This window comes from uncultured Tenacibaculum sp., from assembly GCF_947494125.1.
Taxonomy (GTDB): Bacteria; Bacteroidota; Bacteroidia; order Flavobacteriales; family Flavobacteriaceae; genus Polaribacter.
The window spans coordinates 13,084-28,968 of record NZ_CANLTU010000019.1 but is presented as its reverse complement, the minus strand read 5'-3'; the positions used below and the strand labels follow the sequence as shown (position 1 = coordinate 28,968).

The following is a 15,885-nucleotide window of genomic DNA, read 5'->3' as shown; positions in this document are numbered from 1 at the left end:
TTAATGTTTGTGTTTAAATCTGCATCTGTATCACAATGCCTAATAATTACAGGATCATTAACAATAACTGGTAAAGGGTTTACTACTAAATTAAAAGATTTAGAAGTATCATTACAAGCTGCATTATTTTTGTTTTCAACTCTAACATAAATTGTTTGAGAATTTATGGTGTTATTTCTATACGGAGTATTCTTATCAATAACATCTGTATTTTTATCTGTATTAGCCCCTGCTAATGTTGTATGATATGATACTTCATATATAGTAGTAGATAGTGCTCCTAAAATTTCGTTGTCTTTTGTATTTAATAGGAAACTATTAAAAAATCCATCTGTATCTCCACCATTTGCTGCATCATCACATTCTTCATAGTCTACTGGTGTTTGTGGGATTGGGTTGCCCGTAACAACTAATTTGAAAGATTTAGTATCATAACAAGCATTTGGAGCAGATATATTATGCATTCTAGCATAAATAGTTTGATTACTAAAAGCTGTTGGGTTTGTATAAGGATTTGATATATCGTTATTGTTTGTGTTAGCATCAGCTTGAGAAAGAAAGTATTTTACTTCGTAAATAGTATTACTTTGTCCATTTAATACTTGAGGAGTAACAGAAGTCTGTAAATCAAAAGTATTAAAACCATCATTGTCTACATCACAAAAGAAAATATCATTTGGTTGTGTAGCAGATGTGGCTTGGTAAACTTCTAGTTTAAAAACACCTTCTAAAGTAGTTGCATTACCACAATTATCTGTTAAACTAACTTTTAATTTATAGTCACCGGCATTAGCGAGAATTAAACTTGGTAAAACTAAATTGCTAGTTGTGGCTATAGGGGTAGTACCACTATTGAAATACCATTCATAGTCAATAGTTGAGCCAGGTTGTGCTGTTATACTTTCTGGAGTAACTGTTAAAGATTCTCCAATACAATTTTGTTCAGTTATATTATTTAAAATTTTCCCAGTAGAACTATCAGTAATTTCTATAGGTAATAATAATGAAGATAAAAAAGGAGGTAATCCTTGAGTAGCTATAGCTCCTCCTAAAGAAACTGATTGATGAGAGTAATCACAAGCAGCTCCTAACTCTTCGGGTTTATTTATAACGCTTATTCTATTATTTTGATGACTAGTCCAATAAATTTTATTATCTGGGCCTAACTGTAAAGCACCTCTTGCATTAAAATATGAATGTACAGTAAACCTTGAATTATTAACTTCATTCATTGTTTTTTTTGTAACATCAAATTGATATAGATTTTCTGTAGCGTTCATAAACTCCCCAGTAGATACATACATTCTTCTACTAGAGGTAGAAAACTCAATACCATAAGCACTACTAATATTGGTTCTTATTACTTGTGGAGTAGTTTCATTATTGTAATTAGTAACTCTCCCTGTTTTATCATCAAAATTGAATAAATGAGCACCACTAGTCATATTAGCTAAAGCAAGTTTAGTCCCATCTGGAGATACTTTTAAGTAACCTCTAGGATCATTTACAGACAATCCATTGATCGTGGAAATGACAGGATTTGCTTTATCAACACCGTTCTTATCTACTTTGTACGCAAAAAAAGTATTACCAGTAGCAAATGAAATTACCCAAAAAGTATTACAAGCATTTGCTCTTACAGCTGTTACTTTTTCACTCCATTGATCTTTTAAAGTTGGAGTATGTAGCTCTATAGGACCATTAACTATATCGCCAAAGCCACCATCTTTAGTCATATCAACAGTATAATACCAAAAACCATGTTCTCCAGCTGCTCCTATTGTAGCTCCAACAGTAAAAAGGTAATAAATATCATCTTTTGTTGGAGCAGGGACAGTTAAAGCGGATTGAGAACTTGAAGAATCTCCTTTTAAAGTTTGTCCACCACTAGTAACGTCAGAAAAAGGCATTGGAACATTATCTCTGTTCCAGATAGTTAGGTTTCTGGCATTAGGTGTCGGAGCACCAACATAAAATAACAACTCTCCTTTAGCATTTGAAAATGATGAACAACCTTCTGTTGTACTTAGTTCACTATTACTTACAGGTACTGGTACTCCAGAATTAAAATCCAGAGCAGCGTTATTTCCGAAATACCAAAAATTTGCTTCTTTTTGAGAAAATACTGATATTGAAATTAAAAATAAGAGTAGTAGTAATGGTTTTTTCATTCTTTTAAGTAATTTTTGCTAATATAGAACAGCTAAACTACTTAAAACCCATTATAAATCTCGTTTTTTTAACAAAAAATATGAAGCATATATAAAAATAAATGTCCAAACTAAAACAATTAAAATGTTTACAAAGCTTACGGAATAATCTTTAGCAAAATTTTCACCAATTTGATTAGCAACTGATCTAACGGCACCTAATCTTGTAAAAGGCTCTTTAATTAGATTAGCCATGGCTTCTAAAGGGAAAAATTGTAAAATAGAGTTTACAGCCTCATCTGTACTAGTTTTTAAATCTTTGAAGGTCCAGTATAAATAACCTTTTAAAATACTTTCAACAATTAGCCAAACTATCATGGCAGCTACAGCAAAAGCTGATCTTTTTATTAGAATACCTAAGAATAAACCGAAAGAAAAGAAACCTACTAGTTTAATGAAGAAAGCAAACAAGTAACTTAAATCAGAGAAAATTATAGATAATTCATTGAAATCTGAATATATAGCTCCAAGTATTAAAGAAACTATGAAAACAAATAATGTTGAAACAGCAGCAAAAACAATAACAGTATAAAATTTAGATAAAATGAATTCTTTTTTACTTAAACCGTCGATAAGGTTTTGTTTTAGTGTTTTATAACTGTATTCGTTAGCCATCATAGAAACAATAACCAGTAATAAGAAAAATTTAAAAATAGCGGCCATGTAGGTGTTAAAATGCCAGATGTATGGGAAATTAAAAATACCTTGCTCGGCTAAATGAAATTTTATAGGGCCAATGTCAAATTTAATAGCAGCAATTAAGGCTATAGATGTTAATAAGGCGAAATATATAATTGAAAGAACTTTACTAGCTCTATTGTGTTTTAATTTATGAAATTCTATATATAAAAGTCGTAACATGGTAAGGAGTTGTAGTTGAATTAGTTATTGTTTGTTAAATCTAAAAACTGTTGCTCTAAGCTTGGTTTTCTTTTTACTAAATGAGATAAAGTAATATTGTTTTCAAAAAGAAATTTATTAATTTCAATAGAAGATAGTTCATTAGTTAATAAAGCAATAATATTACCGTTTTCTTCTTTTATGTTACCAATCGAAGGATGATTATTTAGTAAACTAATTAAATTTTTATTGTTTTCTGAATTTAATTCAAAAAAACCATTTGTAGTATTCATTTCATCAACTTTACCGCTATAAAGTTTTACTCCATTTCTAATAATTAGAACATGAGAACAAACTTTTTCAACTTCATCAAGTAGGTGAGAGGCTAGAAGTATTGTGGTTCCATTTTTAGCAATTTCTTTTATAATTTGACGAATCTCATGAATTCCTTGTGGATCTAGGCCATTAGTTGGCTCGTCTAAAATTAAAATTTCAGGATCATTTAATAGAGCAGAAGCAATAGCTAATCGTTGTTTCATACCTAATGAATAAGTTTTAAACTTGCTGTCTTTTCTATCAAAAAGATTTACAACTTTTAGCTTTTCTTCAATTTTATCAGATGAAACGCCTTTAATCTTACAAATTAATTGTAGGTTTTGAACAGCAGACATGTAGGGGTAAAAATTAGGACGCTCAATAATTGCTCCTACTTTTTTTAAAGCTTCATGTGTTGATAGTTTACCATCAAACCAACTAAATTCTCCAGAAGTTTTATTAACTACGTTTAAAATAATACCTAAGGTAGTTGATTTCCCACTCCCATTAGGTCCTAAGATACCATAAACATTCCCTTTCTGAATTTCAAAAGAAAGGTTGTTAACAGCATGGACTTTTCCGTATTTTTTATCAAGGTTTTTTATAGATAAAATTGTTTCCAAATTCTTTGATTTTGTTGATTATATGTATTTGACGACTTAATAGAATTATTGTTACAATTTATAAAAAAAGAAAAGACTTCCTAATATTAGGAAGTCTTTTCTTTTTTATTCTTTAAGGTTCTTTTTATGATTTGTCAATTAATCTAAAACCTTCACCATGAATGTTTAAAATCTCAACATTCTCATCAGTTTTTAAATACTTTCGAAGCTTAGCAATATATACATCCATACTACGAGAAGTGAAATAATTATCGTCTCTCCATATTTTTGTTAAGGCTAGTTCACGAGGCATTAAATCATTTTTATGAATAGCTAGCATTCTTAATAATTTACTTTCTTTAGGTGAAAGCTTTTGAGTTTCTCCATCATTAAGAGTTAAGTGACGTAATTTAGAATTAAAATCAAAACCACCTATTTTAAATTCAAATTCATCAGTCTCGTTTGATTTTTCATTTTCTTTTCGTTGTAAAATAGCTTTGATTTTATGTAATAAAACTTCTGAGTCAAAAGGTTTATTTAAATAATCATCAGCACCAACCTGATAACCTCTTAAAACATCTTCTTTTAATGTTTTAGCTGTTAAAAAAATAATTGGAATTTCTTTATTTGTTGTACGAATATCTTGAGCTAATGAAAATCCATCTTTTCGAGGCATCATTACATCTAAAATACATAAATCATATTCTGCATTTTTAAACATGATTAATCCGTCTATTCCGTCTTTAGCATGTGTAACATTATAGTCATTTAATGCTAAATAATCTTTAAGTACTGTTCCGAAATTTGGATCGTCTTCTACTAATAGTATTTTTTTACTCCCCATTTTATTTTAAATTTATATTAATGGTAATTTAACCGTAAACAAGCTTCCTTTGCCTTTTTCACTCTCAACGTGGATGGTTCCTTGATGGCTATCTATGATTTCTTTAACATAGGCTAACCCTAAACCATGACCTTTTACGTTGTGAATATTTCCTTTATGTTCTCTATAAAATTTATTGAAAACATATTTTTGAGCATTTCTACTCATTCCTATTCCCTCATCTTTTATCTTAAAGATAAAGTATTTATTTGTACTTTCTGTATATATATCAATTTTAGGAGCGCTTTCTGAATATTTTAAAGCGTTTTCAAGCATATTAACAGCAACATTTGTTAAGTGAAACTGATTTCCTAATATTTCCGTAGAAATAGCCATGAAATGAGTTGTTATGCTTCCTTTTTTATCATCAATTAATAGCTGTATGTGTTCAATAGCTTCTTCAATAATGTCGTGCATATCAACTGCATCCTTACTAATTTCCAATTGATTTTTTTCTAATCTAGAAATTCGCAGTACGTTTTCTACTTGTCCATGCATACGCTTATTCTCATCACGTATCATTTGAACATAACGTTTTACTTTATCTTCATCGGATATGATTTTTGGGTTTTTAATAGCATCTAAAGCTAAATTAATAGTGGCTATAGGTGTTTTAAACTCATGTGTCATATTATTAATGAAATCTGTTTTAATTTCAGATATCTTTTTTTGACGAATTAATTGATACAATGACGCTGAAAATGCAGCAATAATAATACCTATAAAAAGTAAAGATAATCCTAAGATTTTCATCATCCCAGATAATAGGTTTTTACGTTCGTTAGGAAATCTTATATATAGTTTATATTTACTATTACCTTCTTCATCTTCAAAAAGTGGATAACTAGTATCACTAGATTTAATATTAAAATAACCTGATTTTAATTGTGTAGCAAAACCATCTTCGTATACACAATATTTAAAATCTTGAGTTATATTCATTCTTGCTAATTCATATTTGATAGTTTCGTTTAACTCTTTGTTACTTATACGTTGATTTATAGGGTATATCCTTTTGCTCTCACGAAATACATATTCTAATTGTTGTTTGTTCCAATTGTCATAATACTTAAAAGTAGAAAATTGACTTTCAACATTTGAAGATCTAAAATCTTTGTTTTGTGATTTTAAAACTTGAGAAAAATAAATATCATCTTTACCTGTATAACGTTTTACAATAATAGAATCATTGTTAACAAAATCGCCCGGTATTTTAAAGTTCTCCTCCAAAATAGTACTTCCAAAAGAAAACTTTTTCTTATTGGTAGTATCTATTTGTTGAAATAAAAAAGTCTTTATTTCTGCATCTGTTCTAAATTTATTACTCTCAAAAAAATTTTTACTATTTTGAACAAATTCAGTGTACTCTCTGTCTTTTATACTTTCAGATGTACCAGCTAAAGCAATAATTACATTGTTGTCAAATTGTTGTTGTTTATTTCTAATAGCATCTTTAATCCAATATACTTGAACAGAGATAATTCCTATTAAAGAAATACTCATTAAAACAACAATAAGAATAAAAATTTTCTTACCCATTATTCAAAAATAAATCAATAAAGTGAAGGGATGTTTTCTTTTAACTTAGATTAACAAAGTTTGTGCAAAATTAAGATAAATTTAAGAAAAACTATTAATAAAACGTAAGTTACTTGTGTTTTTTTGTTAAATTATTATGAATTGTTAATACTTGAGCTTTACTATTGGTAAGTGTCAAGTTCTCAATTACATAATGAGACTGTAGTGTTTTTTTTGTTTGACTCCACTGATTTTTTATTCTATTTTTTACAGACTCTATATTTGAGTTATCTCTTTTTAAAACACGCTCAATTCTAGTTTTTTCAGGAGCGGTAACAGTAATTATTTTGTCGCAAATAACATTACTTCCATTTTCAAAAAGAATAGCATTTTCGTAAAGGATATATTCTTTTCCTGAATTTTGAATGATGAAATTTTGTAAATGTTCATTAACAACTGGGTGAACTATAGCATTTAAAAGAGCCAGTTTTTCTTTGTTTTTAAAAACAATACTAGCCAAATGTTCTCTATTTAATTGGTTGTTGACGTAAGTTTCTTTGCCAAACTCGTTAATTAGTTGAGATTTAATTTTATTAGAAGAGTTCATTAATTTTTTAGCCTCTTCATCAGCAATGTAAACAGTAATATTTTCAAATTCTGAAAACATTTTTAAAATAGTTGATTTTCCACTACCTATACCTCCTGTTATGCCTACAACCATTATTTATGAATTAAAAAATCTATTTTACTTGGGGTTAATCTTATTGAAGATACTAAATCTGATGAAGTAATTAGTTTAGGAGTAAGATAATTTGTACCATTATTTTCTATTTGCTGGTAATCGCATTCTACTTTAAATAACTCAGGTGTAATTTTATTAAAATTATTTAAACTTACTTTATAAATTAATTTCACCTTTTTGGGATAAATATTTATTCCTTTTGGAGCGTTTTTAACCAATACAGGGATTTCAATTTCGCCTTCTGTGAATTTATCAACAAAAATATTCACATTAGCTGATGTGAGATTAGTTTTAATTTTCCCTTCTTTTGGAAATATTATAAGAGATTGAATATTTTTATTTTTAGAAATATTCTCTAAACTAACTTTTTCTAACATTAAGTAGTTAATATTTTTTAAAAGTGTTTTATCACCAGAAATTAATATGCTGTCAGGTTGAATGGTTGTGGGTTTTGAAAAATCGTATCCAATTTGGAATGAAATGTCTAAGTCAGATTTTAAAGGAATTTTTTTAGAGTCTAATGCCCCAATTTTTAAGGTGATACTATCTTTTTGAATTTGAATTAGCTCTATTCCTGATTTTAATTGATTTTGAATTTCTTGAAATACATTTTTTGATAAGAAAAAGTAGTCATTAGCACTTTTTTTATTAATTTTTTCTAGACTTAAATTAATAGGCTTGTTATTTAATTTTGCTGAAATTAGATTAAAACCACTCGCTTTAATAAGTATAGGTATTTTTTTTAAAGGAGAACTAAGTAATACTTTTTTTTGAGGTAGGTCGGTATATGTTACTTCCATATTTATTATAGAAGTATACTTTTTTGATAAATTTATAAGTAGCCAAAATAGAATAGAGGCAATTAAAAAACCAAAAAAAGTCTTAGGTATGTTAAAAGTCTTTTTCAAAATTAAAAATATTATGTAATTTACATAAAAAACAAAAAAGTGAGCTATTTAGCTCACTTTTTATAAAATATGAAATTACTATTTTTTGTCTGTAGTATTATATTTTTTACTAAGTTCCATTGAAATAGCTGAGCGTTCAAACTTAATTTTACCAGCTCCAGTTTCAATAATTATAGTATTATCAGAGTCATTTATTTCAACAATTTTACCATGAATACCGCTAGAAGTAATTACTTTGATTCCCTTTTTAACAGTTGTCTGAAATTGTTTTTCTTTTTTCTGACGTTTCATTTGTGGGCGTATAATTAGGAAATAAAAAACACCAATCATGGCTACAAACGGAAGCATACTCATAATGCTTTCTTGTGTACTTGCTTGTAAGAAAATAGTTGTAAACATTATAAAGTTTTCTTTTTAGGAGTTACCATACCAGAAATTTTAATAACTTCTCTTCCTTTTTCAGAATTGGTAGATAATGTTATAGATTTTGATTGTTTATTTGGTTTTCCATTAGTATTAAAGCTAACTTTTATATCTCCAGTTTTACCAGGTGCAATTGGCGCCTTTGGCCATACAGGCACTGTACATCCACAACTAGCTTGTGCATTAGTTATTACTAAGTCTGATTTACCAGTATTTGTAACAATGAAAGTAGTTTCAACAACATCACCTTCATTTACTGTTCCAAAATCGTATTCTTCTTTATCGAAAGAAACAACAGGAGCACCTAAATTAATAGAAGTATCTCTTTTTTCAGCGTTCTCTACATTCTCTTTTTTTACTTTTGATGATGCATTTCCTTGTCCACAAGAAATTAACATTCCTGTTGAAACAAAAAACGCTACTGCTATTGCTATTTTTTTCATTTTAAAATTATTTATTTTATTTCGTTGTAAAAATAATAAATTATTATAATAAACCTCTACCTATTTTAACCATCTTGTCAGATGCTAAATAGTCTTTAGCTAATTTGTCTAAAACTCCATTAATAAAATATCCACTTTTATTTGTTGAGTAGTCTTTTGCTAACTCTATATATTCATTAATACTTACTCTACTAGGTATGGAAGGGAAGTGTAAGAATTCTGTAATTGCCATTTTAATAATTATCATATCTATATCGGCAATTCTATCGGCTTCCCAATTGGGAGTCTTTTCTATAATGTCTTCTTCGTATTTATGCTGGTTTAGCATAGTTTTTGTAAATAATTTAGAGACAAATAGTTTATCCTCATTGTCTTTATAAAGGCTTCCTAAGATAAAAGGGTTTTGAGGTTTTTGTTTGTTTAAGGATTTGATTACCCATGTGTTAACAAAAGGGATGTCATCGACCCAAGAAATCATTTTATCTTCAAAATAATCTGCTAACTTTTCGTTAGGAGCTATAATTTCTCTAAAAAACTCAATAATAAAAGCTCTGTCTACATTATAAGAATCTTCTACAGTGCTCATGTATTTTTTGTACATGTCGCTATTTTGAAGATTATCTAATAGAATTTTTACATATTCATCATCAAGTTCCCAATAATTAAGTTTGTTAAGTTCAACGTAACCTTCTAAGCTAACGCTTTCGTTAAGTAAGTTAATAAGTTTGTTGTTGATGAATTTTGTATTAGGATTTAAGTCCTCTTTAGTAGCAAGTATTTTCTTTTTAGAAAGTTCTATTCTTTTACGAGCTAATTTTTGTACTTCTACTAGAAGTTGAAGATTTAAAACATACAGATCATACATTTTTTGAATGCTGTGTTTTAAAAACTTTTCTTCCTTTATTAAATCATCATTGTGTGATTGTTGCATCGCATAAACCGATTGCATTACTTTAACTCGAATATGTCTTCTGTTAATCATTTTAAAGAACTTTAAAAAAAAGAGCGATAGAAATTATTTCTAACGCTCTGCAAAAGTAAAACTTTTTTGTTTTTTATCTAGCTATTTTGCTCTTTTTTACGAGCATCAATTCTTGATTGCGCAATATTAAATGCAGCTTGATGTGAAGTGATATTTTCTTTTTCAGCTAAATTGAAAATTTCTAATGTTGTATTGTAGATGTTTTCAGTTCTTTTTAAGCTTTCAGCCTTGTCGTAACCTACAACTTCTGCATATACATTAATAATTCCACCAGCGTTAATTAAGAAGTCAGGAGCATAAGCAATTCCTTTTTCTTTTAATAATTTACCGTGTTTTAATTCATTTGCTAATTGGTTGTTTGCTGCACCAGCAATAACTTTAGCTTTTAGCTGAGAAATACTATTGTCATTTACAGTAGCACCTAAGGCACATGGAGCATAAATATCAACATCTAATCCGTAAATGTCATTTCCTAAAACTACATTAGCACCATATTTTTTACTTAACTCTTCTAAACGAGCTTCATTAATGTCGTTTAAAATAACCTGAGCACCTTCATCTGTAATATGCTTAACTAAAGTTTCCCCAACGTGACCAACACCTTGTACTAATACTTTTTTGCCTTCTAATTTTTCAGAGCCAAATCTATATTTAGCTGCAGCTTTCATTCCCATGTAAACTCCATAAGCAGTTACAGGAGAAGGATTACCAGAGCCACCAATAGCTTCTGAAACACCAGTTACGTGTGGAGTAACTTCACGGATAATATCCATATCGCGAGTTTCCATTCCAACATCTTCAGCAGTAATGTATTTTCCACTTAAAGAATTAACATATTCACCAAATTTACGCATTAAAGCATCGTTCTTTTGGGTTTTAGCATCCCCAATAATAACAGCCTTTCCACCACCAAGGTTTAATCCTGTAATAGCCGATTTATATGTCATTCCACGCGATAAGCGTAATACATCATTAACAGCTTCCCATTCGCTTTTATATTGCCACATTCTAGTACCTCCCAAAGCAGGCCCTAAAGTTGTGTTATGAATACCTATTATTGCTTTTAAACCTGTATCTTCGTCGTTGCAAAAAACAATTTGTTCGTGATTATCGAAAGAAAGTTGACCAAATACTGGGTCGTTCTTAAGATCTTTAGTATCAATGATTTCTGATGTCATTTGTAGTTGTTTTTTTATTCAAGATTGTTTTAGGAATCTCAAAAATTCGAGCACAAAAGTAAGAAATCCTCAAAACATAAGCAAAAAAAGAGGGCTAAATTATGTTATTATTAACAATAAGACATTTGTTAGTTTAATTTTTAAATTAAAAAGATATTCAAAATTGAAAGCATTACAATACCTTAATAAATACTTTGTAAAATATAAATGGAGATTACTTTTAGGAGTATTTATAACAGTACTATCTAAAATATTAACGCTTAAAATTCCAGATTTTGTAGGGGATTCTTTAAATGTAGTAGAAGATTATCAACTAGGTAAAATGTCAAGTTTATCTGAAGTTAAATCTATTTTGTTAGATAACATATTACTTATTATAGGTGTAACTTTATTAGGTGGTTTTTTTACTTTTTTAATGAGACAAACCATTATTGTAATGTCTCGTTTGATAGAGTTTGATTTAAAAAATGAAATTTATCAGCAATATCAACACTTATCAATAAATTTTTATAAGAAAAACAGAACAGGAGATTTAATGAATCGTATTAGTGAAGATGTATCTAAAGTACGTATGTATTTTGGTCCTGCTATCATGTATTCTTTAAACATGTTAATCTCTTTTATTATTGGATTTACTCAAATGTATGCTATTTCACCTAAGCTTACTTTGTATACAATGATACCTTTTCCTGTTTTGTCAGTATCTGTTTTTATTTTAAGTAGACAAATAAATAAAAGAAGTACGGTTGTTCAGCAGTATTTATCAAAATTAACAACATTTAGTCAAGAATTTTTTTCAGGGATTAATGTGGTGAAATCTTATGCAATTGAGTCAGAAGTAATTTCGTCATTTAATGAGACTGCAGATCAAAGTAAAGAAAAGAACATTAATTTATATAAGGTGCAAGCATTGTTTTTTCCATTAATGATATTGTTAATTGGAATTAGTAATATAATTGTATTATATGTAGGAGGAAAACAATATATAGCAGGAGAAATACAAGTTGGAGCTATAGCAGCTTTTGTTATGTATGTAAATATTCTTACTTGGCCAGTTGCAGTTGTTGGTTGGGTAACCTCAATGGTACAGCAAGCTGAAGCTTCTCAGCAAAGAATTAATGAATTCTTAGAACAAGTCCCTGAAATTGAAAATACAATTGATGCGTCTACAGAAATAGAAGGAGAGATAGAGTTTAAGGATGTTACGTTAGTTTATGATGATACACATATTAAAGCGCTAAATAAGGTAAGTTTTATTATAAATAAAGGAGAAACATTAGCTATCTTAGGAAAGACAGGTAGTGGGAAATCTACCATAATTAATCTTATTTCTCGTTTGTATGATGTTACTGGAGGAGAAGTGTTAATAGATGGTAAGAATATAAAAGATTGTAATTTAAATGATGTTAGAAGTAAGGTAGGATTTGTTCCTCAAGATCCATTTTTATTTTCTGATACGATAGAAAATAATATTAAGTTTGGTAAAGAAAATGCATCTGAAGAAGAAATTATAGAAGCAGCTAAAAATGCTGTAATCCATGGAAATATTGTTGGTTTTAAAGAAGGGTATAAAACAATTTTAGGAGAAAGAGGAGTTACTTTATCAGGAGGGCAAAAGCAACGTACATCTATTGCTAGAGCAATTATTAAGAATCCGAAAATTTTAATTTTCGACGATTGTCTATCTGCAGTAGATACGGAAACAGAAGAACAAATCTTATCAAATCTAGAAAAAATATCTAGTGATAAAACAACAATTATAATAAGTCATAGAGTTTCGTCTGCCAAAAACGCAGACAAAATTATAGTGTTAGATGAAGGAAATATTATTCAGCAAGGTGTTCATAATCAATTAATAGAAGAGAAAGGATATTATAAAGAATTATATGAACAACAACTTTTAGAAAAAGAAATGTAATGTTTCGTATTGCCAAGTCAAATATTTTGTTAGTTTTGTTGAGCAATTTTAAGTAAACAACTATTATTTAAGAAACGAATTATGAGCGAGAGAGTAGAACAAGAAGAAATTTTTTCACAAGTTTTAAGAGCAGGGAGAAGAACGTATTTTTTTGACGTTAGGTCAACAAAAGCAGATGATTATTATTTAACTGTGACAGAAAGTAAGAAATTTACTCATGATGATGGGTCTTTTCATTATCAAAAACATAAAATCTATTTATATAAAGAAGATTTTTCTGACTTTAAAGAGATGTTAAATAAAGCAACTGATTTTATTGTAAATGAAAAAGGATCTGAAGTAATTAGTGAGCGTCACCAAAAAGATTATAAAAAAGAAGAAGGAATAGAAGAGAAAGCATCTACAGAGAGCTTTACAGATGTTTCTTTTGAAGATATTTAAGACAGAAGAAACTGTTTAGAGTTTATATTTAACATAAAAGAGTTTTATGTTTTATAGTAGACTGAAAAAATCAATTCAAATTCAATTTACACACGAAAACCACCATTGTAATCAACTACAATAGGTGGTTTTTATATTTTAGAAGAAAGTTTTTTAACTTATAAAACCTTTCTCATTGTTGAAGTTTTAGCAATAGTTTCTTCCCATTCGCTTTTAGGATTACTATCTATGGTGATGCCTCCACCTACAAAGACAAAAGCCGAATTATTTTTGATTTCCATACATCTAAGGTTTACAAAAAGCTCAGATGTATTTTCATTATTCTTATCTAAATTTAATTCGCCTAAAAAACCAGTATAAAAAGTTCTCTTATAGTTTTCGTTATTTAAAATAAACTTTTTCGAGGATTCTAAAGGTAGACCGCAAACAGCAGGAGTAGGATGTAAAGTTTTTATTAAAGTAGCATTTTTAGAATTTATTTCTCCAGTAATAACAGAGCGTAAGTGTAATAATTTTCCTGCTTTTATAGTTTCTGCCTTAGATATTTTAATATTATTAGAAATGTTAGAAATTCTATCATTTATATAATCAGTAACAAATTGTTGTTCTTCAATTTCTTTTGTTTGCCAAGTAACGTTTAGTGTGTTTTTGAATACTTGAGTTCCAGCTAAAGACATTGTTTTAAAGTTATTACCTTTAATTTTAACTAAGGTTTCAGGAGTTGCACCTAACCACATTCCAACTTTTGGATGAAACCACAAGTAAGTAAAAGCTGTGGGATAACTTTTTAATAATTTTTGAAGTGTTTCTACCGGATTAAAATTAGTAAGTTTAATTTCTTCTTTTCTAGATAAAACAACTTTTTTAAATAAATTGTCGTCAATAGCTTTAATTCCTTTTTGAACCAATTCTATATGCATTGTTTCAGAAGAGGAACTAGAATAGTTTTTATATTCTTTTACTGTATTATTTTCTAAATCAACTTCTTCTTGCATAAAAATAGATTTGCTTTTAGGAAGTAGAATAGAAATGTCTTTATTATCAAAAGGAGCAAAAATAAATCCACTTTCAGTATAATTTTCAGAAGTATATAAGTTGTCATTTTCTTGAAACCAAGCTTTTATTATAGTAGTATTTGGTTTTCGGTAAATAACAAAAGGAAGTTTTTTTTCTAATGTTTTTTTTGTTTCAGAAAATATATTCAATCTATTTGATTTAGTAGTTGTTGTTTAATTTCTTTAAAATTACTCCAAATAAAACCATGTCCAGCATCTTTTATAGTAATTAATTTAAATTGTTCTTTTGGAAATTGATTTTGTAAAAATGTTGAATTTTCATAAGGGACAATCCAGTCGCTAGCACCGTGAATACTTATAATTTCATTGGGAGAAGATTTCCAATTATTTTCAAAATTTTGTAAATCTTTTTTATGGGATATTTTTTCTTTAGAAGCTTCTTTCCAAATATCTGGAATTAACCATCGGGTTAATTTAGACTTATATAAATTAACAGCCCATGGCATAGGTTCTACCTTACTATAAACAGCAGGAGCAAGTAAAATAGTTTTATTTATTTTATCTCTTATAGCTAAAGCTATTGGGCCTCCATAAGAATAACCAACAAGAATTGTTTTCTTAAGGTTTAGATTTTTTATGATGTGTTGTAACATATCACGTTCAAAAGTAATACTTTCTTGTACAGAATTTGAGTCTTTAAAATTATAACCAATTCTATCATATGAAATCATATTAGCTTTACTTAGTAGTAAACTATCTTTCATATATTCAATAAAATCAATGGATGAACCAATAGTTCCGTGTACAAATACTAAAGTAGGTAAAGTTGTATCTTTCTGTATTGTTAGTTTTCTAAACTTATAAGAGTTAAAACTATCGTAAGATATTATAGGTTTACTATTACTATTTTTAAAGCTTCCTAAAATTTTTTCATCAGATTTAGGAGCAGAAAAGCTAGCAAATAAATAGTAAATAATTAAAAAAGCTATAAAAATTATAACTCCAGTAATCTTTAATATTTTTTTTAATAGAGTCATTTATTTTTTGTCTAAAACAATGTTCGTTATTTTACATAAAGAAATTAAGTTGTCATCTTCATCAACAATTTTAACTTCCCATAAATGAGTAGTTTTCCCTTCATGAATCGCTTTTGCAGTGGCAAAAACAGTACCGTCTTTTTTACTTTTTAAATGATTAATACTTAATTCAATTCCTTTAACTATTTTATTAGAATCTTTTAATAAAAAAGCAGAGGCACAACTACCAACAGTTTCTGCCAAAGCAGCTGTAGCACCGCCGTGTAACAAACCATAGGGTTGATGTACTTTGGTGTTTACAGGCATTTTTGCAGTAATAAAATCGTCGCCTAAATCTATAAACTCAATAGCTAAAGTTTCCATTAAGGTATTCTTATTGTACCCATTAAGTATATCGAGAGATTGTTGCTTATCCATTTTGTTAAATTA

The 15,885-nt window shown here is 28.4% G+C and carries 15 protein-coding genes and 1 pseudogene; 2 read left to right on the top strand and 14 right to left on the bottom strand.

Going from position 1 to position 15,885, the window contains the following annotated elements:
• The 11 genes and pseudogenes from Q0881_RS17200 to Q0881_RS17150 form a co-directional block, all read right to left on the bottom strand.
• A pseudogene (locus Q0881_RS17200) lies at positions 1 to 2,171 on the bottom strand (hypothetical protein); the annotation flags it as partial.
• A gap of 51 nt (positions 2,172 to 2,222) precedes the next feature.
• Positions 2,223 to 3,071, bottom strand: a complete 849-nt coding sequence (locus Q0881_RS17195) for an ABC transporter permease (RefSeq protein WP_299163051.1) — start codon at positions 3,069 to 3,071, stop codon at positions 2,223 to 2,225.
• A 20-nt stretch (positions 3,072 to 3,091) separates the two neighbouring features.
• Entirely contained in the window at positions 3,092 to 3,988 is an 897-nt protein-coding gene (locus tag Q0881_RS17190) for an ABC transporter ATP-binding protein (protein WP_299163049.1), read from the bottom strand.
• Between the two features lie 124 nt (positions 3,989 to 4,112).
• Positions 4,113 to 4,811, bottom strand: a complete 699-nt coding sequence (locus Q0881_RS17185; RefSeq protein ID WP_299163048.1) for a response regulator transcription factor — start codon at positions 4,809 to 4,811, stop codon at positions 4,113 to 4,115.
• A 12-nt stretch (positions 4,812 to 4,823) separates the two neighbouring features.
• Entirely contained in the window at positions 4,824 to 6,389 is a 1,566-nt protein-coding gene (locus Q0881_RS17180; protein ID WP_299163047.1) for a HAMP domain-containing sensor histidine kinase, read from the bottom strand.
• Between the two features lie 109 nt (positions 6,390 to 6,498).
• Positions 6,499 to 7,089, bottom strand: coding sequence for a dephospho-CoA kinase (gene coaE / locus Q0881_RS17175; protein WP_366139572.1), 591 nt, complete (start codon positions 7,087 to 7,089; stop codon positions 6,499 to 6,501).
• Complete coding sequence (locus Q0881_RS17170) at positions 7,089 to 8,018, bottom strand: hypothetical protein (protein WP_299163045.1); 930 nt, start codon at positions 8,016 to 8,018, stop codon at positions 7,089 to 7,091. The genes coaE and Q0881_RS17170 overlap by 1 nt, the downstream gene beginning before the upstream one ends.
• 78 nt (positions 8,019 to 8,096) lie before the next feature.
• Positions 8,097 to 8,417, bottom strand: a complete 321-nt coding sequence (gene yajC, locus Q0881_RS17165) for a preprotein translocase subunit YajC (RefSeq protein WP_299163043.1) — start codon at positions 8,415 to 8,417, stop codon at positions 8,097 to 8,099.
• Entirely contained in the window at positions 8,417 to 8,884 is a 468-nt protein-coding gene (locus tag Q0881_RS17160; protein WP_299163042.1) for a DUF1573 domain-containing protein, read from the bottom strand. The genes yajC and Q0881_RS17160 overlap by 1 nt, the downstream gene beginning before the upstream one ends.
• 43 nt (positions 8,885 to 8,927) lie before the next feature.
• Positions 8,928 to 9,866 (bottom strand): transcription antitermination factor NusB, encoded by a 939-nt coding sequence (nusB, locus tag Q0881_RS17155; RefSeq protein ID WP_299163040.1) that lies wholly within the window; start codon positions 9,864 to 9,866, stop codon positions 8,928 to 8,930.
• Positions 9,867 to 9,943: 77 nt separating this feature from the next.
• A complete protein-coding gene (locus tag Q0881_RS17150) occupies positions 9,944 to 11,044 on the bottom strand; it encodes a Glu/Leu/Phe/Val dehydrogenase (protein WP_299163038.1) in 1,101 nt (366 codons plus the stop codon).
• Positions 11,045 to 11,207: 163 nt separating this feature from the next.
• On the opposite strand from Q0881_RS17150, the gene Q0881_RS17145 reads away from it, so the two are divergent.
• Together Q0881_RS17145 and Q0881_RS17140 are read left to right on the top strand one after the other, a co-directional pair.
• Entirely contained in the window at positions 11,208 to 12,962 is a 1,755-nt protein-coding gene (locus Q0881_RS17145; protein ID WP_299163037.1) for an ABC transporter ATP-binding protein, read from the top strand.
• Between the two features lie 81 nt (positions 12,963 to 13,043).
• Positions 13,044 to 13,403 carry a PUR family DNA/RNA-binding protein gene (locus tag Q0881_RS17140; RefSeq protein ID WP_299163036.1) on the top strand — a complete coding sequence of 120 codons (360 nt, stop codon included), beginning with the start codon at positions 13,044 to 13,046 and terminating at the stop codon, positions 13,401 to 13,403.
• A 158-nt stretch (positions 13,404 to 13,561) separates the two neighbouring features.
• Here the strand turns inward: Q0881_RS17140 and Q0881_RS17135 are convergent, their stop codons facing one another.
• From Q0881_RS17135 to Q0881_RS17125, 3 genes are read right to left on the bottom strand one after another with little or no spacing between them, the layout of a single operon-like run.
• Complete coding sequence (locus Q0881_RS17135; protein WP_299163028.1) at positions 13,562 to 14,608, bottom strand: chorismate-binding protein; 1,047 nt, start codon at positions 14,606 to 14,608, stop codon at positions 13,562 to 13,564.
• Positions 14,605 to 15,456, bottom strand: coding sequence for an alpha/beta hydrolase (locus Q0881_RS17130; RefSeq protein WP_299163025.1), 852 nt, complete (start codon positions 15,454 to 15,456; stop codon positions 14,605 to 14,607). The genes Q0881_RS17135 and Q0881_RS17130 overlap by 4 nt, the downstream gene beginning before the upstream one ends.
• Positions 15,457 to 15,873: a PaaI family thioesterase gene (locus tag Q0881_RS17125; protein WP_299163022.1), complete on the bottom strand. Its 417-nt coding sequence runs from the start codon at positions 15,871 to 15,873 to the stop codon at positions 15,457 to 15,459.
• Between the last annotated feature and the right edge of the window lie 12 nt (positions 15,874 to 15,885).

What these genes read in the sequence shown, in the direction of transcription:
- Q0881_RS17195 (WP_299163051.1), bottom strand. Translation starts at nt 3,071, where the DNA reads ATGTTACGACTTTTATATATAGAATTTCATAAATTAAAACACAATAGA.
- Q0881_RS17185 (WP_299163048.1), bottom strand. Translation starts at nt 4,811, where the DNA reads ATGGGGAGTAAAAAAATACTATTAGTAGAAGACGATCCAAATTTCGGA.
- Q0881_RS17180 (WP_299163047.1), bottom strand. Translation starts at nt 6,389, where the DNA reads ATGGGTAAGAAAATTTTTATTCTTATTGTTGTTTTAATGAGTATTTCT.
- coaE (WP_366139572.1), bottom strand. Translation starts at nt 7,089, where the DNA reads ATGGTTGTAGGCATAACAGGAGGTATAGGTAGTGGAAAATCAACTATT.
- yajC (WP_299163043.1), bottom strand. Translation starts at nt 8,417, where the DNA reads ATGTTTACAACTATTTTCTTACAAGCAAGTACACAAGAAAGCATTATG.
- Q0881_RS17160 (WP_299163042.1), bottom strand. Translation starts at nt 8,884, where the DNA reads ATGAAAAAAATAGCAATAGCAGTAGCGTTTTTTGTTTCAACAGGAATG.
- nusB (WP_299163040.1), bottom strand. Translation starts at nt 9,866, where the DNA reads ATGATTAACAGAAGACATATTCGAGTTAAAGTAATGCAATCGGTTTAT.
- Q0881_RS17150 (WP_299163038.1), bottom strand. Translation starts at nt 11,044, where the DNA reads ATGACATCAGAAATCATTGATACTAAAGATCTTAAGAACGACCCAGTA.
- Q0881_RS17140 (WP_299163036.1), top strand. Translation starts at nt 13,044, where the DNA reads ATGAGCGAGAGAGTAGAACAAGAAGAAATTTTTTCACAAGTTTTAAGA.
- Q0881_RS17130 (WP_299163025.1), bottom strand. Translation starts at nt 15,456, where the DNA reads ATGACTCTATTAAAAAAAATATTAAAGATTACTGGAGTTATAATTTTT.
- Q0881_RS17125 (WP_299163022.1), bottom strand. Translation starts at nt 15,873, where the DNA reads ATGGATAAGCAACAATCTCTCGATATACTTAATGGGTACAATAAGAAT.